This is a genomic window from Lipingzhangella rawalii, from assembly GCF_031628175.1.
Classification (GTDB): domain Bacteria; phylum Actinomycetota; class Actinomycetes; order Streptosporangiales; family Streptosporangiaceae; genus Lipingzhangella_A; species Lipingzhangella_A rawalii.
Window position 1 is genome coordinate 188,040 of record NZ_JAVLVT010000010.1, and the last position, 18,714, is coordinate 206,753.

13 protein-coding genes and 1 CRISPR repeat array are annotated in these 18,714 nt (G+C 69.2%); of the genes, 5 read left to right on the forward strand and 8 right to left on the reverse strand.

The annotated features are described in order from the left end of the window. Positions 1–27: 27 nt before the first annotated feature. The 3 genes from RIF23_RS18270 to RIF23_RS18280 form a co-directional block, all read right to left on the reverse strand. Positions 28–1,023 carry a phosphotransferase family protein gene (locus tag RIF23_RS18270; RefSeq protein WP_310913816.1) on the reverse strand — a complete coding sequence of 332 codons (996 nt, stop codon included), beginning with the start codon at positions 1,021–1,023 and terminating at the stop codon, positions 28–30. Then, positions 1,017–1,727, reverse strand: coding sequence for a class I SAM-dependent methyltransferase (locus RIF23_RS18275; protein ID WP_310913817.1), 711 nt, complete (start codon positions 1,725–1,727; stop codon positions 1,017–1,019). Before RIF23_RS18275 ends, RIF23_RS18270 begins: the two co-directional genes overlap by 7 nt. Before the next feature lie 290 nt (positions 1,728–2,017). Then, a complete protein-coding gene (locus RIF23_RS18280; protein WP_310913818.1) occupies positions 2,018–3,481 on the reverse strand; it encodes a sodium/glutamate symporter in 1,464 nt (487 codons plus the stop codon). Positions 3,482–3,770: 289 nt separating this feature from the next. Between RIF23_RS18280 and RIF23_RS18285 the strand changes: the two genes are divergently transcribed. Both RIF23_RS18285 and RIF23_RS18290 read left to right on the forward strand, forming a co-directional pair. After that, positions 3,771–3,998 (forward strand): hypothetical protein, encoded by a 228-nt coding sequence (locus RIF23_RS18285; RefSeq protein WP_310913819.1) that lies wholly within the window; start codon positions 3,771–3,773, stop codon positions 3,996–3,998. A gap of 342 nt (positions 3,999–4,340) precedes the next feature. Then, on the forward strand, positions 4,341–6,302 hold the full coding sequence (locus tag RIF23_RS18290) for an aconitate hydratase (RefSeq protein WP_310913820.1): 1,962 nt from the start codon (positions 4,341–4,343) through the stop codon (positions 6,300–6,302). Between the two features lie 320 nt (positions 6,303–6,622). Here RIF23_RS18290 and RIF23_RS18295 read toward each other — a convergent pair whose 3' ends face one another. Continuing rightward, entirely contained in the window at positions 6,623–7,807 is a 1,185-nt protein-coding gene (locus RIF23_RS18295; RefSeq protein ID WP_310913821.1) for a GDSL-type esterase/lipase family protein, read from the reverse strand. Between the two features lie 337 nt (positions 7,808–8,144). Between RIF23_RS18295 and RIF23_RS18300 the strand changes: the two genes are divergently transcribed. Then, positions 8,145–9,002 (forward strand): alpha/beta hydrolase family protein, encoded by an 858-nt coding sequence (locus RIF23_RS18300; protein ID WP_407659505.1) that lies wholly within the window; start codon positions 8,145–8,147, stop codon positions 9,000–9,002. Positions 9,003–9,102: 100 nt separating this feature from the next. Here RIF23_RS18300 and RIF23_RS18305 read toward each other — a convergent pair whose 3' ends face one another. The 4 genes from RIF23_RS18305 to RIF23_RS18320 all read right to left on the reverse strand — a co-directional run bounded on the left by RIF23_RS18305 (position 9,103) and on the right by RIF23_RS18320 (position 12,952). After that, positions 9,103–9,948 carry a hypothetical protein gene (locus tag RIF23_RS18305; protein ID WP_310913822.1) on the reverse strand — a complete coding sequence of 282 codons (846 nt, stop codon included), beginning with the start codon at positions 9,946–9,948 and terminating at the stop codon, positions 9,103–9,105. Positions 9,949–10,328: 380 nt separating this feature from the next. After that, on the reverse strand, positions 10,329–10,943 hold the full coding sequence (locus RIF23_RS18310) for a class I SAM-dependent methyltransferase (RefSeq protein ID WP_310913823.1): 615 nt from the start codon (positions 10,941–10,943) through the stop codon (positions 10,329–10,331). A gap of 157 nt (positions 10,944–11,100) precedes the next feature. Beyond that, positions 11,101–11,643: a hypothetical protein gene (locus RIF23_RS18315; protein WP_310913824.1), complete on the reverse strand. Its 543-nt coding sequence runs from the start codon at positions 11,641–11,643 to the stop codon at positions 11,101–11,103. 100 nt (positions 11,644–11,743) lie between these two features. Beyond that, complete coding sequence (locus RIF23_RS18320) at positions 11,744–12,952, reverse strand: amidohydrolase (protein ID WP_310913825.1); 1,209 nt, start codon at positions 12,950–12,952, stop codon at positions 11,744–11,746. 278 nt (positions 12,953–13,230) lie between these two features. After that, positions 13,231–13,992: direct repeats of the CRISPR family, unit length 29 nt; unit sequence CTGCTCCCCGCGCACGCGGGGATGGCCCC. A 179-nt stretch (positions 13,993–14,171) separates the two neighbouring features. Here RIF23_RS18320 and cas3 point away from each other — a divergent pair. Then, positions 14,172–17,072, forward strand: a complete 2,901-nt coding sequence (gene cas3, locus RIF23_RS18325) for a CRISPR-associated helicase Cas3' (protein ID WP_310913826.1) — start codon at positions 14,172–14,174, stop codon at positions 17,070–17,072. After that, the gene (gene casA, locus RIF23_RS18330; RefSeq protein WP_310913827.1) at positions 17,062–18,711 is read left to right on the forward strand and encodes a type I-E CRISPR-associated protein Cse1/CasA; all 1,650 of its coding nucleotides are present in this window, start codon (positions 17,062–17,064) and stop codon (positions 18,709–18,711) included. The genes cas3 and casA overlap by 11 nt, the downstream gene beginning before the upstream one ends. The last annotated feature ends 3 nt before the right edge of the window (positions 18,712–18,714 follow it).

Consider the following 18,714-nt stretch of genomic DNA (forward strand, 5'->3'; position numbering starts at 1 on the left):
GGACGGCGGGCCGGTGCTGCCTCCGGTTCAGCGTTCGGCGGCGTAGAGCGTCAGTAGCTCGGTCCAGTTGCGCTGGGAGCCTTTGCGGTGGGCGTGGGCCGTGGAGGCGTGCCCGGTGGCGAAGTCGGCGAGGGTGGCCACCAGCAGATACTCGGCCGCCTCGGCCGGAAGTCCCAGTTGCTCCAGTTCGGCGCGCCAGGTGCCCCAGGTGAGCCGGGCAAGCCACCCGTCCGCGAGGAAGCCGTTGCGGAACCCGACAAGCGGATCGGGAACCCAGGCGTCTCGGGTGGGAACAGCGCGCGCATAGTGGTTGAGGAACAGCAGCACCTCGGCCAGCGGCGGGCCTTGGAGTGTGAACCCTTCCCAGTCGACGACGGACAGGCCCCGCCGCCCGGTGAAGCAGTTGCTGGGGTCCAGGTCGCCGTGCAGCGGCTGGGTGGGCACGTGCAGGTGGCCGAATTCGTCACCGAGCTCGGCCATCCGGTCCTGGAGCGCGGCCGCGCCCGGGCTGTCGCGGTCGAGGGCGATGGCCAGGCGCTGCTGCACCGCCTCCGGGTCGACGGGTGTGGTCGCGCCGGTGGTTCCGGTGCGCAGCGCGGCCAGCCAGGAACGCAGCCGGGCGTGGTCACGGGTGGCGGACTGGCGGCGGCGCCAGTAGCGCCGACTCAGCTGGACATGCAGGGGCACGCCGGCCTGGGCGGTTTGCGCGAGCATGAGTGCCGAGCCCAGGGAGTACAGGCCGAGCGGCGCAGGTGCGAGGTCGGCCATGTCGGGAATCTGGGCCAGCTGGTGCAGCGCCTCGTGTTCCTTACGCAGCCGCGGCTGGTATTTGGGCCTCGTGTCGAGCTTCAGAACCGCGGTGGGGGTGCGGCTGCGTTCGGCGAACACCGCCCAGACGATGCGGCCTTCCCAACGGCTGCCGAGCGTGATGGCGGTTAGGGGCCGCTGGAGTGTGGCGGCGACGTGTTCGGGGACGGTATCGGGCAGGTCGCTGTGTAGGGCACTCAGGGCGGCGTTCAGCATGGGGCATCGTATGGGCGTTGGGCGTGCAGCAGCAGCTGGGGAAAGTAGGCGCGGTCCAGCCCGGTTCGGGGGAGGCGGGTCAGCAGCGTGGTGAGGCGGGCGTGCCGTGCCGTGGGCGAGGGGTAGGCGGAGGTGAAGAACCAGCGGCGGGCGCCCGGATGGTCCAGCGGAACGAGGAAGCGCAGCTCCCGCAGGCTGCTACGCACGCCGTAGGTATGGGCGACGTGCAGCCCGGCCGTGGTGAGGCGTCGGCGGGCGCCGCTGCTGGTCAGTGTTGTGGCGCGGCGCCATGGGGTGCGCAGGCGGTGATTGGCACCGATGAGTAGGCTGCCGCCGGGGGCGAGGACGCGAACGAGTTCGTCGATCCAGCGGGGTTCCCGCCACCAGGCGAGGCTGGCGGTGGGCATGATGATGTGCTGCACAGCGGCGTCGTCGAGCGGCAGCGGGCCGGGGACGGTGTCGGGCCGCAGGATGTGGGGGGCTTTCGGCCGGTTGTGTTTCTTGGTTTTGGGCGGCACGACGAGGGTGGGCCGGGCGCCGCGCAGGGCGACACTGTCGACGAGTTGCTGGTCGGGGCGCAGCAGGAGCACCGTGTCCTCAGGCTGGAGGTCCAGCAGGCTGGCGAGGCTGCGCGGCCCGAACAGTCGGGGCGGCGGCGGGGGAAACGTTCGCTTTTTCGGGCTCGCGGTGGTCGGGGTCGACATGCTGCTTCCTGCGGCGGTGCGGCGTGCTGGCGAACACGGGCACGGGCACGCACGGCCACGGTCGGGGATGGGACGTGTGGGGCGGCGGGGGACTACGCCTGTCCGGGGAGCACAGGCATCACCACCCCGGGGCGAGGATATGTCGGCGCGTGCCGATCCGCCGAGCGTGGCGGGCGTGCTTGGGAGTCCCGGTTCGGCCACTGTTGGGTAACCGCGCGGTCACCCGGCCGGTCGTACCGCCCTGGCCGGCCGGGGCGGTACGACCGGCCGGGTGTGCCTCTGGGGCGGGTTCAGGTGAGCGAGCCGCCCCGGTTCGGGGGTTCGGCTGGCTGGGAGGTGGTGGGGCGTTGGGGTCCGAGCCGACCAAAGTAGAGCAGCCCGACCAGCAGGCTGAGGACGAGCAGCACCGACATCGCGATCAACAGGGGCTGCGGACCGAACTGTGCGATCAGGGGAATCGAGGCGGCGGTGATGAGCCCGCCACCGAAGAACGGTTCCAGCATCAGCTGCTTATATCCGAAGGCCTGGTAGGCGGGGGTACGCAGCTCCGGGTCGGCGATGCGCATCAGGATCAGCCCGGTGGCGGTGACACCGAGGGACTGGCCCATGTCCCCAATGCCACGCTCGAACCAGTAGTTGGGGATCATCCGGGGCGCGAGCAGTAGGAACGCGCCCACGCTCCAGGCGATCCCCGCCCCGGCCAGGAGGAGGAACGGCACCAGGTTGTCCGCGATGACCTGGAGCGACAGTGTGCCCAGGGCGGAGATGATCAGCAGGTCCAGGGCAAACCCCTGGATGCGTTCGATCATGAGCCGGTCGATGATGCCGCTGCGGTCGAACCGGTCCACGGCCAGCTGCACCAGCACCCCGCCGACCATGGCCAGTGGGAACAGGGGAACGTAGGCGAGCAGCTCCACCCGGTCCGCCCATAGCCACTGCTCCAGCTCCTGGAGGCCCCACAGCAGCAGCTGTCCCAAGGCCACCGCAAGCGCCAGCAGGCCGAAGTGCAGGGCGAGCGGCTCCACCGAGGACGGCCGTACCGTCAGCATCGCCGCTGCGCTGCGGCTTTCGCGCTCCACGATGCCGCGCTGCTCGGCCACCGAGATGCCCTGGTTGGGTTTCAACTCAGCGGTCTTGCCGCGCCGCACCCCCCAGTTGACCAGGCCGATTCCGACGATGATCCCGGACAGGAGACCGATGGTGGCCAGGCCCAGCGCCAGGTCCTGGCCTTCCTCGAAACCGAGTTCGGCGAAGGTGTCGCCCAGGCCGGCGGCGGTGCCGTGCCCGCCCTCGAACCCCACCTCGATGAGGGCACCAACCATCGGGGACATCCCGAAAACCGGGGTGAGGACGAGAATCGCCAGGAGGATACCGATGACGTACTGTCCACTGCCCAGGGTGATACCGAAAGCGATCTGTGGGCCGGCGAGCCGGCCCGCCTCTCGGGGCTTGGGTACCCGGTGTCCCAGGAACAGCGCCGCGAACACCACCGAGATCAACAGCCCCGGCAGGGTGGACCACACGTCCAGCACGGGCTCGCCGAACAGTCCACCGTCGGTGAAGCGGTCGGTGCCCACCAGGGCGGCCAGCCCACCGAAGATCTCCGGTCCCAGCAGCAGCGCGAGTCCGCCCCCGATCACCGAGCTGGGGATGAACAGCCGCTGTGCCAGCCGCCAGCGCACCCGCACGAGCTTGGCGACCAGGAGCACGATCCCCAGCAGCAGAATGGCCAGACCAATGGTGTTCGCAGTCACGAGGGGCCACCCTAACTCTCGGCGGTGGTTGCTCCGACAGAACGTGACCCTATGCAGGCCACGATGTCGTGTGATCATGGACACTCCGAACACGGAGCCCGCAGACCACCCCCATCGGCCCCTGCTGGCCCCCATCGGCCTTTGCTGCATCTCATGCACTGGGGGGCCACCCTCAGACGCCACATCCGCCACAATCTCACCCAGACACGGGCAAGCGAGGCACACCCCGCGGATGCCCTGTCTGGGAACACCCGGGACACACCTCCCAACACCGCTCTAGGCTGGCGACATGAACCGACGCCGAATGGCCCTCCTCGTGTTCGGGGCGGGGGCGGCGCTGGCCCTCGTGGGCGTGGCCGCCATCACCGCGTCGAACGGAGACGGAGACACTACGACACCCCCGACGCCGCCGGACGAACCGGTGGCGACCGCGGCCCCCACGGATCCCGACGAGGCTCGCGAGTACTGGACCGAGGAACGCATGGCCGAGGCACAGCCAATGGACATGACCGAGTAGCGGCCCGGGGCCACGCCCTGGCCGGTCCGGGGCCGCCGGCGAGCCGGCCACATGACCGGACCCCGGTGCGCGGGGGGATTTCGCCGAACCGGCTGACCAGCTGTGCTGGCGGCCCCGCCCGCCACGGTGACCCGCAACGGTGGCGTTCTCACTGCGCGCACCGGCGGGGCGAGGACGGGTTCGTGCGCTGGCGCCAGGGTGATCTCGTCCCGTGTGTTTTCCCACCGTGGGGTCAATGCGTTCTCTCGGGCCAGGAGGGGTAGGAGTGGCCTGGGAGAGTCGATCGCGCCGGCCGATCCGGACGATCGTTGCGACTGGACCCACGTCGGCAGGGGGAACTCAATGGGACACACGGTCGCCCAGAAGCTGATTGCCGCCCACCTGGTGGACGGCGACATGACCCCGGGTGCCGAGATCGGACTGCGGGTCGACCAGACCCTGACGCAGGACGCCACCGGAACTCTGGTGATGCAGGAGTTGGAGGCGCTGGGGCTGGACCAGGCCCGAACCGACGTCAGCGTGCAGTACGTGGACCACAACCTGTTGCAGGCGGACGAGAAGAACGCCGAGGACCACGTGTACCTCCAGTCGGCGTGCCGCCGCTTCGGGATCTGGTTCTCCAAAGCGGGCAACGGGGTCTCGCACCCCACACACATGCAGCGGTTCGGTGTTCCGGGCGCCACCCTGGCCGGCTCGGACTCGCACACCTGCGCCGCCGGGTCGCTGGGCATGCTCGCCATCGGCGTGGGTGGCCTGGAGGCGGCGATGGCGATCGCGGGGCGCCCGCTGTACCTGCGCATGCCCCAGATCTGGGGGGTGCACCTGACCGGCGAGCTGCCGCCCTGGTGCTCGGCCAAGGACGTGATCCTGGAGATGCTGCGCCGCCACACCGTGCAGGGTGGGGTGAACCGCATCATCGAATACCACGGCCCCGGCGTGGCGACGCTCAGCGCCATGGATCGGCACGTCATCGCGAACATGGGGGCCGAGCTCGGGGCCACCACCACCGTCTTCCCCTCGGACGAGGCGGTGCGGACCTTCCTGCGGGCCGAGCAGCGGGAAAACGACTTTGTCCCGCTGGCGGCCGACCCCGACGCTAGCTACGACGTCACCGACGAGATCGACCTGTCTGCGATCGAACCGCTCATCGCCAAGCCCTCCGCACCGGACAAGGTGGTTCCCGTGCGCGAGGTGGCGGGAACCGAGGTCAGTCAGGTGGTGGTGGGTTCCTCGGCCAATCCCGGGCTGCGGGACTTCGCGATCACGGCGCACATGGTGCGGGGGCACCAGACGGACTCTTCGGTCAGCTTCGACGTCAACCCGTCGTCCCGACAGATCCTCTCCGACATGACGCGGATGGGCGCCACCACGAGCCTGATCCACAGTGGCGCGCGGATTCACCAGACCGGGTGTCTGGGCTGTATCGGCATGGGGCAGGCTCCGGCGGTGGGCCAGAACTCGCTGCGTACGTTTCCCCGCAACTTCCCCGGCCGGTCGGGAACGCCGGAGGACTCGGTGTGGTTGTGCTCGCCCGAGACGGCGGCCGCCGCAGCGTTGACGGGGGTGATCACCGACCCGCGGGACGTGGCACAGCAGCTCGGCCTCACCTATCCAGATCTCGCCCTGCCCGAGGTCAGCAGCGTGAACACCGCGATGCTGTCGGCTCCGCCCCCGCCGGAGGAGGCCCGCACCGAGGAGTTGGTGAAGGGACCCAACATTTCGGCACTTCCGGACTTCCCGCCGCTGCCGGACCAGATCCAGGCTCCGGTGCTGTTGCGGGTTGGCGATGACGTTTCCACTGACGAAATCTCCCCGGCCGGCGCGGCCGCGCTGCCGTTCCGCTCCAACGTGCCCAAGCTCGCGGAATTCACCTTCACCCGGATCGATCCGAGCTACCCGCGGCGGGCGCACGAGGTTGCCGACACCACCGGACACATCGTCATCGGCGGCCGCAACTACGGGCAGGGATCCTCCCGAGAACACGCGGCGATCACGCCCCGCTACCTGGGACTGCGGGCGGTGGTAGCCAAGTCGTTCGCCCGCATTCACTGGCAGAACCTCGCGAACTTCGGCATCCTCGCTTTGGAATTCCAGGAGCCGTCCGACTACGACCGGATCGCGGCCGGGGACATCCTCGCGCTGGACAACCTGGTGGCGGACCTGCCCCGCACCAGCGAACTCACCCTGCGCAACACCACCAGGGACGAGTACTACACGGTGCGGCACCAGCTGTCGGAGCGCCAGGTCAACGCGGTCCTGGCGGGTGGGCAGATCCCGTTCCTGGCTCAGCACCTGGACAGCTAGAGGTGGCCGAGTGGGAGATTGGTGACGCGGAGGCCGGGCGCGGGTGAGGTATGACCGCGCCCCGCCGGCACTGGGGCGCCGTGTCGGTGTGGGGTTGTGGCGGATCCGGCATCTGGGGGGTGGCCCCCAGTGCATGAGACTCTGGAAAGGCCGATGGGGGCGGGGAAAGGCCGATGGGGGTGGCCGCTGGCGTTGCCGGGCTGGCCAGGGCGCGGTGGCGTAGGGGGCGCGCGAGACCCGGGACCGGATCCCGCGGGCGCTGTGGCCGAGGCCCCGACCCGTTCCGGGCCGCACCGCCGGGGATGAGTGGGATCCGTGCATCAACCACCCGTGGCCCCCAGCGGCGCACCGTCGCCGAACGCGAACTTGGCGAACCGTTCCCCGATGCGGCGGTGCGCCTCACCATCCGGGTGGAGGTCATCGGGCATGGGGAGCTCCGCGCAGTCGGCGGCGCCGTAGAGCTCACGCCCGTCCAGATAGTACAGATTCGGGTCTTCGGCGGCGCGCTGCTCGACGATGCGCGCCAACTCCTCCCGAATCGCGGACAGGGTCAGCTTCCCGAAAGCGCGTTCCTCCGGGACGCCGGTGGCGCGAAACCGCACACCCGAACTGCGGCCGGGGCTGGCCTCCATCACACACGGGCCGGGGGTGTCCTCGTGGATGGGACAGTACAGGGGGGACACCACGAGCAGCGGGGTGGCGGGCTGCCCCTCACGGATGGTGTCGAGGAAACCGTGCACGGCCGGGGTGAAGGCTCGCATGCGCATCAGGTCCGCGTTGACCAGGTTGATGCCGAGCTTGAGACTGATCGCGTCGGCGGGGATGTCCCGCAGGGTACGGGCGGTGAACGCGTCCAGTTGGGCGCTGCCGCTGAGTCCCAGGTTGACCAGCTCCACATCCGCCAGTGTGGCGGCGACCGCGGGCCAGGTTCCGGTGGGGGTGGTGGCGTTGGAGCCGTGGCTGATCGAACTACCGTGGTGGAGCCACACGCGGCGCCCGCGCTCCGGGGCGGCGCTGATGGGGGCGTCGCTGCGCAGCGCGACGAGTTCGGTGGTTTCGTTGTGGGGCAGCCAGATCTCGACATCCTTGGTGTGGCTGGGAAGACCGGTGAAGCGCAGAGTTCCGACGGCGCCGGGCTCCAGTTCGGCGGCGCCGGTGTCCACGTCGATGTGCAGGATGTTGCCCACGTCCACACTGGCCTGTGCGGTGAGCTGCCCATCCACCCACAGCTCGTACACCCCGTCGGACGGGGACCCAAGGGTGCGGTAGGAGCGTTTGGTGGGCAGCGCGTCCAATTCGATGTGGGTGGCGCTGGTGCACAGGGCCAGCCGCACCCCCGAGGGCTGGGCCTCAGCCATGGCCAGCAACGGGTCACTGCACTGGGCGCGGGCACGGGCGGGCAGCCGATGCGGTAGCACGCCCCGCTTCGTGGTCTCGAGCTCCACGGAGCCGCGCAGCAGCGCGGCGGTGACGGGGGTCGTGCTGAGGCTGGGCTCGGTGTGCATAGCGATACCTGCCGTTCTCGGGTCGCCGGGCTGCTCCGGGGTGCGGCCGCGGACACACCGCACCTGTCCGCGGCCCACCAGATCTATCCACTCCACACATACTGCCCAGTCCGCAGCGAACGCGACGCCGGGGCCTCGGCCCGCCGGTGGCTGTGGCCAACCTGCCCAATCCGAACCGGTACGTGGCAGCGGCACACCCAATATGGCAGCCCACCCATCAGGGAAAGTACCGGGATTCTCCAGGATCCGTTGACATTTGTTACTTGTCGTCGAATTATGCAACGAACAGCGCGCTGCATTCCACACATAACGCAAAATACGCAACGAAGTGAACAGGATGAATATGAGAACGAACCCGCGGAATTCGATAAACACCGCATTCGGACTCGTCCTCGCAGGTGCGCTGGTCGGAGGCATGGCGGCTCCTGCCTCGGCGAATCCGGTTGAAACCACCTCGGGCACCGGACCCTACGACGCCGTGTACACCACCGCACCGTTCTTCGGCGACCACACCATCTACCGACCCAACGAACTTCCCGACGACGAGGATCTACCGATCGTGGCCTGGGGAAACGGTGGCTGTATCGCCAATGGCACCATGTTCGAGAATTTCCTGCTCGAGCTCGCCTCTCACGGTTATCTCGTGATCGCCAACGGCAGCCCGGGAGGCTTCGGCAGCACCGACGCCGACATGCTGACCGAGGCCGTCGACTGGGCGATCGAACGGGACGGCCTGTGGTACAGCGAATACCAGGGGCACCTGGACACCGACAACATCGCCGTCATGGGCCAGTCCTGTGGCGGTCTGGAAACCTACGAGGTGGCTGATGATCCCCGCATCACCACCACGGCCCTGTGGAACAGTGGGCTGCTGGACGACGGGGACGCCCACCAGATCGACGCGCTGCACGCCCCCATCGCCTACTTCACCGGCGGCCCGTCCGACATCGCCCACGGCAACGCCCTGGACGACTGGGACCGTCTCCCCGAGAGCCTCCCGGCGTTCTTCGGAAGTCTGGACGTGGGCCACACCGGCACCTTCGGTGAGCCGAACGGTGGCGAGTACGGGCAGGTGGGTGTCGCCTGGCTCGACTGGCACCTCAAGAACGACGCCGCGGCCGGCGCGGAGTTCGTGGGCAGTGACTGCGGGCTGTGCGACAGCGCCTGGGAGGTGAACCAGCGGAATCTGACGTGATCCGGCCCCGTCTGGAACGCAGATGCCCGGTGGTCCGCGGGGTGCGCGGGCCACCGGGCTATCGCCCGGATCGGCCGGCACGAGGCCGTAGGGCCTGTGGTCAGCCGGTCACGTCAACGTCGACCTCGTTACCACCGAAGGTCTCCGCGCTCAGGCCGACATGCGAGACGTCGTCCGCATCGGGCACGTCGAAAGCGATCTGGAGACTCTGGGGCGGGTCACCGCTCGACAGGGAGTGGCTCATGCCACCGTTGAGATCGTTGGTGGCGCTGTAGTCCTCTTCGATCTGCGCGCCGCTGAAGGTGTAGATGTGCTGCTCGTCGGTCCAGAACGTGTCGAAGGCGCCGTTGTCGAGAGCAACGTCGAGGTGCACGACCACATACTCCCCGGTGGGCTGATGCCCCTCGACCGAGTCCACCCCGCGTTCCACGTCCGTCACGGTGAACACCAGTCCGTCGTGGGCGACCTCTTCGTTCATCCCGGGCATGTCGGGGTTCGCCTGCTCACCATCGCCGGCGCCGCCGGCACCGTCGTCGGTGTCGTCGGTGTCGTCGGTGTCGTCGGTGTCTTCGGCTTCCGCGGCGTCATCCCCGGTACCGGCTGTTCCTGTGTCGTCATCGTCGGCGGCCGCAATAACCACGAGGATCACGACGATGAACACGATGACGATGAAGACGAGACAGCCGGCGCCGAGCCCAACCCACAGCCACGGGGAGGTGGACTTCTTCTGCGGGGGCTGCTGCCCGTACGGTGGGGCACCGCCAGGAGGTGGACCGTAGGGTCCCTGGCCGTACGGGTCCTGGCCGTAGGGTCCCTGACCCTGGCCGTAGGGATCCTGGCCGTAGGGGTCCTGACCATAGGGTCCCTGACCCTGGCCGTAGGGATCCTGGCCGTAGGGGTCTCCTCCGGGGGGCGGTCCGGGAGGCCCGCCCGGGGGCGGACCCATCGGCGGTTGCCCGCCCGTCGGTCCCTGCGGCGGCTGGCCCGGTGGCGGTCCAGGCGGAGGTGGCTGACTCATGAACTCGCTGCTTTCTCTTACGACAGAAGACATGTCCGGCCCGCCATGCGCGCGAGCACGTGGCCCAGGTTCCGAGACCGGCGATTACTCCCACCCAGGCAAACCCTCGCAGGTGTGGAGATACCACCCAACAGTACAGAAGTAGTCTCCCAGACACTTCTACCAGCAGAAATGCCAGGACCGAACCCGGTCGTTGCAGTCGCCTCGCTCCGGGGCTCGAGCGCGGCCGCACGCCGCGTTTCTGCGCGCCGCTACTCGAATTGGTGCTTGTGTTCCCGCCGGCGGGTCCGGGACACGCCTTCCCCGCATCAGCCGGCGCGGCGGGCCCGGAGGATCACGTCGTCGACGTGGGGTGTGCCCTCGGGGACGTTCGGACGTTCCCGAGTCTCGTAGGTGTCGATGATCCAGCGGTCATCCAGTAGTTCCGCGACCTCTTCGGGTTCGTACATCCGGGTTAGGTCCGGACCCTCGCCGTGGCCGTGCTGGCGTTTGTGCTCCTCGGTGAGGTTGTGCGCCACCATCAGCAGGGTTCCGCCCGGCGCCACGGTCGACAGCAGCCGCCGCACCCCCTTCTTCCCGGCCTGGTGCGGGAGGGGAAAGTACTGGAGCGACACCAGGTCGAAGGAGTCACTGTCGAACGGTGTGCCCAGCGGGTCGCCGTGGATCCAGTCCACGGACACGCCCGCGGACGCGGCGGCGTCGCGCGCCCGCTGCACCGCCACCGAGGAGATGTCGATCCCGGTGACGCTCCAGCCCTGCCGGGCCAGCCAGATCGCGTCGGCACCCTCGCCGCAGCCCACGTCCAGGGCCCGCCCCGCGGGGGTTCCCTCCAGCTCAGCCACCAGGCTGCCGTTGGGAGCCCCGCTCCACACCCGCTCGCCCTCGCTGTACATCCCGTCCCAGAACGCTTCGTCCGTGGCCACGATCCCTCGCTCCCCTCACAGTCCCGGCGCGGATCCGCACGCCGGCCGATGACACACCGACCTGAACACGTGATCGCCGCGGGGGATTCCGCTGTGTGCTCTCCGGCCGGGGCCGAATCCGCTCGGCGTCGTTCGCCGGCCGCTGGGCCACTGTTGGCTACACGCCGCTGTCCGGCGTGCCCTGGCGGTTTCGCTGGGCCTGTGCTCGCTCGCGCATCTGGGGCCACACCCGCGGTGAGACACCGTACAGTTCCGCTTCGACGAACGCGCGGATGTTCGGTGCGGCCGTGGGCGGGCTGTTCCCGGCGAGTTCATGGGTCCACACGCGCTCGTCCCCGAGACGGAAGTAGTAGAGCAGGTAGCCCTGGTGGTGGCCGATGAAGAACGTGTCCGTGACCGGAACGTCGGGGTCCTCCTCGCGTGCGCACTCCAGGGCATACTGGCGGGTGCCCAGACAGGCGGGGTAGGTAAGATCGGTGCCGGTGAACAGGAGGCCGGGACGCCGCCCCAGGAGCCGCATGAACACCCGATAGTCCGATGGGATCGGCGCGAACGGGGATTCGGCCTCGATCTGAGCCAGCTCCTCCTCGGTGCATCCCTCCATTTCGGCCGGCCGGCCCGCATCCAGCCGGTTCAACTCGATGATCAGTTGGTAGACCCACTGGTGTGCGGTGAGGGACGTAGTGCTCCTCCTTCTCAAGCGCCGGGGTACGGTTGACCGCCCGCGGGTGCAGTGCGCGGATTCGGGATGGCGGGTCTGGCCCCTGCTCGCGGAACCGGGCGGGGTGGCCTGGCGCGCCTCACACCTGTGGCGTCCCGGACCGGGTCACGACCCGACCTCCCGCAAGGACGAGCTCACGTCTGGGGGCGCGCATGAGCGCGTCAGGGACGTTCTCCGCGTCCATCAGGACGATGTCGGCACGTGCGCCTGGGGTCAGGTCGTGCGCGGGCCGGTGCACGAACCCGGCGGCGCGGGTGCTTGCCACCGCAACGGCTTGGGCGAGTTCCGCGTCGGTGCGCAGTCGGTGCAGCCGCGCGAAGTCGTTCGCCACCCGCAGCAGGTCTCCGTCACCGTAGGGGGACCACAGGTCGCGAATCCCGTCGGTGCCCAGGCCAAGGGGGATCCCGGTATCGCGCATCGCGGGCCACGGCAGCGGGGGGTGCCCGACGGGCGCCACGGTGGCCCAGGAAATACCGGCCGCGTGCACCAGCTCCACCAGCTCTACCTGGCGGCTGCGCGGAAGCTGCCCGAGCGCGAAGCCGTGGGAAATGGTGACGCGCCCCTGCATGCCGGCGTGCTGGGTGCGTTCGGCGATGAGTTCGACCTGGAAGGCGCCGAGTTCGTCACCGTCGTGGAGGTGAATGTCGAGTTCGGTGCCGTGCCGGGTGGCGATGTCGAACAGGCCGTCCAGTTGGGCCACGGGGTCGCGGTCAATGGAGGCGGGATCGATGCCCCCGATGCTGGTGACGCCGGCCGCGGCCGCCTGGTCCAGCAGGTCGAGGACCCCGGGGCGGCGGATCACACCGTCCTGGGGGAAGGCCACCAGTTCCACGTCGATGGCCCCGTCCAGCGCGGCGGCGGCCTCGCGCACCACCTCCACCCCGCGTAGGCCAACGCCGAGGTCGACGTCCACATGGCTGCGCACGGCCGTGGTTCCGTGGCGCAGGAACTCCCGCAGCACAGCCACGGTGGAGTGCAGGTTGGGGATGCCGTAGGTGTCCCGGTGAGCCCGTTCGTGCGCGATACGCCCCTGCGTGGTGGGCTCACCACCGTAGGGAACCCAGGGCTGGCCCCACCAGCTCTTGTCCACGTGCGCGTGGGCGTTGACAAAGCCCGGCAGTGCGAGCAGGCCGTGCCCGTCCAGGTGTGTTTCGGCGGTATCCGCTGTTCCGGCCTGGACGATGGCGGCGATGATGCCGTCACGTAGCACCAGGTCGCGGGGGGCACTGCCCCACGGTCGCACGTTGGTCAGGGTCAGTTCCGATTCGGGGCCTGGGGCGTCAGTCATGGATCCATTGTCGGGGCAGCGTGTCGGGGGGCGGTGCGGATGGGGGCCGCGCGTGTGCTGTATCCCGGACCCTCCGGGGAACCCTCCACATTGAACCGTGGGCAGCTGTCATACTCGGTGACATGTTTCCGTCCAGCCGCGGTCCCGGGCGCGCAGCCGGCGCGGGTGACTCCGCCACCACCGGGACACCCCATATGCGATGTTTATACCGTTTGCCGGAATTTCGGGAAGTTGCATATTCGCTGTTACTGGCCGGTAATTTTCGCAGGTGAATGAGTCTGCTCCCCGCGCACGCGGGGATGGCCCCGCCGGGGGCGGGATTGGGCGGGGTGGGGGGTGCTGCTCCCCGCGCACGCGGGGATGGCCCCCATCACCGAAAGCCCCGCCCGAACCGCCTCTGCTGCTCCCCGCGCACGCGGGGATGGCCCCAGCAAGACCCCCATCGCCCGCATCACCCCCCTCTGCTCCCCGCGCACGCGGGGATGGCCCCCCGGGTGAGGCGGTAGTCCTGCGCGTCACGCTTCTGCTCCCCGCGCACGCGGGGATGGCCCCACCGCCCTGGCGCGCGCTCGCGAGATGGTCGACTGCTCCCCGCGCACGCGGGGATGGCCCCGGGCACGAAAGCTTGCCGGCTACACCGTCCCTCTGCTCCCCGCGCACGCGGGGATGGCCCCGGCGTGGATCGCGTCTGTACACGGATGTAGTCCTGCTCCCCGCGCACGCGGGGATGGCCCCCAAGCGGAACGCCCGGGCGATATCAGCGTGGTCTGCTCCCCGCGCACGCGGGGATGGCCCCGACGAGTGGCTGTACTTTGTCACGTTCGCCGGCTGCTCCCCGCGCACGCGGGGATGGCCCCAATCAGTGGCACTCAGGCGCGGGGAACGAATTCTGCTCCCCGCGCACGCGGGGATGGCCCCCGCGCCCGCACCCGGCACCGCATGCTCGGCAACTGCTCCCCGCGCACGCGGGGATGGCCCGCGCTCATGGCCAGGCGTACCCACTGCTGGGCGCTGCTCCCCGCGCACGCGGGGATGGCCCCGTGATGCGCAGCCCGCTGAGATCGGCCAAATCCTGCTCCCCGCGCACGCGGGGTTTGGGAGGTTTCGCCGGTACCACGGATCGCCTGTGCGGCGCGGGACACGGTGTGGCCGCATTCGGTCAGTGCCATGCTGATCGAATGCGGTACATCGACCGGAGCCGTGCGATTGAATCGCTGTCATGACCGACTCCGGTGACCCCTCCCTCTCGCCGGACGGGCTGTCCTTCGCTACCCGACAGGTGTGGGCCAAGCACGTGTTGGCTGACGAGGCCTGGCTGCCGCTGTGGAGGCACATGGCTGACAGTGGTGCCGTGATGGCCCGGCTGTGGGACCGGTGGCTCCCCGAGCAGGCCCGGCGAGTGGTCAGCGCCGACCTTCCTGAAGGCGCGGCGGACGCGCGGCGGCTGGCGGTGTGGCTGGCAACCCTGCATGACCTGGGCAAAGCAACCCCTGCCTTCGCGTTTCAGGTAGACCGCCTGGCGAACCAGATGCGTACCGCGGGGCTGGACATGCCCACCCGAGGCCAGCTGGAGGGGGAACACAAGAAAGCCCCGCATGGACTCGCCGGACAGGTACTGCTCCAGCGCTGGCTGACTGATGTACACGGCTGGGACACAACACGAGCGAGCCAGCTCGCCACGATCATCGGAGGCCACCACGGGGTGCAGCCCACCAATATGGAGGTCGCCGAGCTCGCACGGTCGCCGCAGCTGCTGTACAGCCGCTCGGCGGCGGACGCCTGGAGCGCCACCCAACACGAGCTGCTGGACTGGGCCGCGACAGGATGCGCGGTACTCACACGGCTGGCCGACTGGGCGTCCCGCCCACTGTCCCAACCGACACAGGTGATCCTGTCCGGGCTCGTGATCGTCGCCGACTGGTTCGCGTCCTCGCGGGACTTCTTTCCGCTGGACCAGGACGCAGACCTGACCAACCCGCAGCGGGTTTCCGCCGCGTGGCATGCGCTCAACCTGCCGCGGCCGTGGGAACCAGTGGTGCCGCGCGAGGACGCCCAACAGCTGCTGGGCACACGGTTCGACCTTCCAGAGGGGGCTTCGGCGCGTCCGGTGCAGGCGGAGGCCATCCGGATGGCGCGTGCGATGGACACGTCCGGGATGATGCTCATCGAGGCCCCGATGGGGGAAGGCAAGACTGAGGCTGCGCTGGCCGCAGCGGAAATTCTCGCGGCGCGCACAGGCGCCGGCGGCTGTTTCGTGGCATTGCCGACAATGGCCACGGGAAACGCGATGTTCGATCGGATCACGGGCTGGCTTCAGCACCTGCCGGACCATCGCGCCGGCACGGGTGCGCATTCGGTGGCGCTGGCCCACTCGAAGGCGGCACTCAACGACACGTACATCGGTCTTCCGCGAGAGCCGCGCTATCCGGCGATGGACATGGACCGGGACAGCCACCAGCAGCCAGCCCGCACCGCGGCACCCGCACAGCTGGTGGCACACCACTGGCTGCGAGGCCGCAAGAAGGCCATGTTGGCGTCGTTCGTGGTGGGCACAATCGACCAGTTGTTGTTCGCCGGGTTGAAAAGTCGACATCTGGCTCTACGCCACCTCGCCATCTCGGGCAAGGTAATCGTGATCGACGAGGTACACGCCTACGACACCTACATGTCCACCTACCTGGAGCGGGTGTTGGGCTGGCTAGGCGCCTACGGTGTTCCGGTCGTGGTGCTCTCGGCGACCCTGCCAGCAGATCGACGCCAGGAGTTGGCACGCTCCTATCTCGGGCGGCATGCCGCGGGACCGGAGCTGGAGCAGCTGGCCGAGAATCGCGACTATCCGCTGCTCGCAGCGGTGGGCCACCAGACCTCCCTGCGGTTGAGTGCCCCGGCTGCCTCGGGGCGGTCGAACACGGTCGAGCTGGAACGCGTCCCGGACGATCCGGAACTACTGGCGCAGCGGCTGCGTGCCGAACTGGCCGGGGGTGGCTGCGCGGTGGTGGTGCGTAACACGGTGCGACGCGTACACGAGACCGCTCAGGTGCTGCGCGCCGAATTCGCCCGCGCCGAGGTCGACATTCCGGTGACGGTGGCGCACGCACGGTTCGTCGACGCGGATCGGCTCGCGCGGGACGCCTGGCTGCTGGACCACGTCGGCCCGCACAGTGAACAGAATGGGACTCGCCCCGTCGACAGTGCGCATGTGGTGGTGGCAAGCCAGGTCGTGGAACAGTCCCTGGACGTGGACTTCGACCTGATGGTGACCGATCTGGCTCCGATCGACCTGATGCTTCAGCGCATGGGCCGGCTCCATCGGCATCCACGGCAACGGCCCGCGCGACTCCACGATGCCCGGTGCCTGGTCACCGGGGCGGACTGGGCGGTGTCGCCGCCACAGCCGGATACGGGCTCGCTGAAGGTCTACCGTTCCTACCCGCTGTTGCGGGCCGCGGCGGTACTGGAATCGCGGCTCGCCGCCCACAGCCCCGAGCAGCGCCGCGTCCACCTGCCTGGAGACATTAACCCTCTGATCCAGTCCGCCTACGGTTCCGGCGAAGCCGGCCCGGACGCGTGGCAACCGGCGATGGCGGAGGCGCACGCGGCCGAGGAGCTGCATGCCGGCCGGCAGCGGGACGAGGCGCGGGAATTCCGGCTGGCCGCACCGAAACGGCCGGGGAGCAACCTGCTGGGTTGGGTGGCGGCCGGGGTGGGCGATGCGGACGACAGTTCACGGGGACGCGCCCAAGTCCGCGATTCCGATGACACACTCGAAGTGCTGGTGGTACAACAGCGGAACGACGGCGTGTTTACCACATTGCCGTGGCTCGCGGAGAATGGTGGCCAGGAGCTGCCGACCGACGCACCGCCGCCCGCGTGGCTGGCACGCACGGTTGCCCAGTGTGCGCTGCGGCTTCCGTTTCCGTTTACGATCTCCCGGTTGCTGGACCAGGCAATCGCCGAGCTGGAAGACACGAACCATATTCCCGCCTGGCAGGTCCCGGAGTGCTATCACCTCGCAGGAGAACTGATCCTCCCGCTCGACGAGAACGGTCGCACCCGGCTGGCAGGGTTAGACCTCACCTACACTCCCGCGGACGGTCTTGAGGTGCATTATGGCCGCTGATCCCCTGTCTCGATCGTTTGACCTGACCAGCGAGCCGTGGCTTCCGGTGCAGCGGCTGGACGGCAGCATGGACGTGCTGTCCCTGCGCGGCGTGTTCACCCACGCGGGCACGCTGCGGCGCATCGTCGGCGACCTGCCCACGCAGGAGTTTGCACTGCTGCGGCTGCTACTCGCGGTCCTGCACGATGTCACCGACGGCCCGGAGGACCCCCAGCACTGGTGCGAGCTGTGGGAGCAGGGGCTGCCTCTGGCCGCAATCACGGAGTATCTGGACACGCATCGGGAACGGTTCGATCTTGTGCATCCTGAAACTCCGTTCTTCCAGGTGGCTGGGTTACACACCGAGAAGGGCGAGGTGTCGTCGCTGGACCGGCTGGTGGCCGACGTGCCCACCGGAAACCGGTTCTTCACGATGCGGGCTCGCGGGGTGGATCGGCTGGACTTCGCGGAGGCGGCCCGATGGCTGGTGCATGCCCAGGCCTACGACCCATCCGGCATCAAATCCGGGCAGGTGGGCGACGATCGGGTGAGTAACGGTAAGGGCTATCCGCAGGGGGTGGCGTGGGCGGGCAACCTCGGTGCCATCCACGTGGAAGGTGACACCCTGCGCGAAACGCTGCTGCTGAACCTGATCGCCACCGACACGGACAATCTCCGCGCCGACGAGGAGGACCGTCCCACCTGGCGCTTCGACCCACCCGGGCCGGGGCCACTGACCGGTGCGCAGCAGGTGTTCCGGCCCTACGGGCTGCGGGACCTCTACACCTGGCAGGGGCGCCGGATCCGTCTTTCGGCCGACCAGGGCGGGGTGTACGGGGTGTTGCTGTGCTACGGAGATCCTCTGGCGGCAGCGAATATGCACACCAGGGAACCGATGACGGCGTGGCGGCGCAGCCCCAACCAGGAGCGCAAGCTCGGCAAGAGCACGGTCTACCTACCGCAGCAGCACGACCCGGACCGCAGTGCCTGGCGCGGTCTGGCATCGCTGTTGGTGGGGGGAGACTCGGCTGGTCGTCAGCGTGGTGACGCCGCGGAGCGGCTGCCGCCACTGCTGCTGGAGTGGATCGCACGGCTGAGCAACGAAACCGAGGTGCTGGATGTACAGGACCTGGTCCGCACGCGGCTCGTCGGCGCCGTCTACGGCACCCAGCAGTCGGTCATCGACGAGGTTGTTGCGGACCGGTTGGTGATGACGGTGGCGCTGCTGCACCAGCACAATGCGGAGCTGGCGTGGGAGGCGATCGCCGCAGTTGACGATGCCGAGACCGCGGTGCAGGTACTGGGGTGGCTCGCCGCCGACCTGGCACAGGCCGCAGGCATGGAGCCGGACGCCCACCGTACGGCCGCGCGGGACCGCGGCTTCGGGGCCCTGGATGGCGAGTTCCGGGATTGGCTGGTGAGCCTGCGCGCGGGCGTCGACCCGGAGGAACGCCGCGACGCGTGGCAGGATACCGCGCGCCGCGTCATCCGCGGTATTGGTGACGAGCTCATCGAGCAGGCCGGCGAGACCGCGTGGGTCGGCCGGCTGGTCGACGACGGCAAAACGTGGCTGACCTCGGCGCACGCGGAAAACCGGTTCCACCGGAGGCTGGTCCAGAAACTCTCCCGAAGCTCCTCCGACGACACTGCTGGGGTGTGACCA

Bases quoted from the DNA above. Each gene is read 5' to 3' on its own strand.
- RIF23_RS18270 (WP_310913816.1), bottom strand. From the start codon at position 1,023: ATGCTGAACGCCGCCCTGAGTGCCCTACACAGCGACCTGCCCGATACC.
- RIF23_RS18275 (WP_310913817.1), bottom strand. From the start codon at position 1,727: ATGTCGACCCCGACCACCGCGAGCCCGAAAAAGCGAACGTTTCCCCCG.
- RIF23_RS18285 (WP_310913819.1), top strand. From the start codon at position 3,771: ATGAACCGACGCCGAATGGCCCTCCTCGTGTTCGGGGCGGGGGCGGCG.
- RIF23_RS18290 (WP_310913820.1), top strand. From the start codon at position 4,341: ATGGGACACACGGTCGCCCAGAAGCTGATTGCCGCCCACCTGGTGGAC.
- RIF23_RS18295 (WP_310913821.1), bottom strand. From the start codon at position 7,807: ATGCACACCGAGCCCAGCCTCAGCACGACCCCCGTCACCGCCGCGCTG.
- RIF23_RS18300 (WP_407659505.1), top strand. From the start codon at position 8,145: ATGAATATGAGAACGAACCCGCGGAATTCGATAAACACCGCATTCGGA.
- RIF23_RS18305 (WP_310913822.1), bottom strand. From the start codon at position 9,948: ATGGGTCCGCCCCCGGGCGGGCCTCCCGGACCGCCCCCCGGAGGAGAC.
- RIF23_RS18320 (WP_310913825.1), bottom strand. From the start codon at position 12,952: ATGACTGACGCCCCAGGCCCCGAATCGGAACTGACCCTGACCAACGTG.
- cas3 (WP_310913826.1), top strand. From the start codon at position 14,172: ATGACCGACTCCGGTGACCCCTCCCTCTCGCCGGACGGGCTGTCCTTC.
- casA (WP_310913827.1), top strand. From the start codon at position 17,062: ATGGCCGCTGATCCCCTGTCTCGATCGTTTGACCTGACCAGCGAGCCG.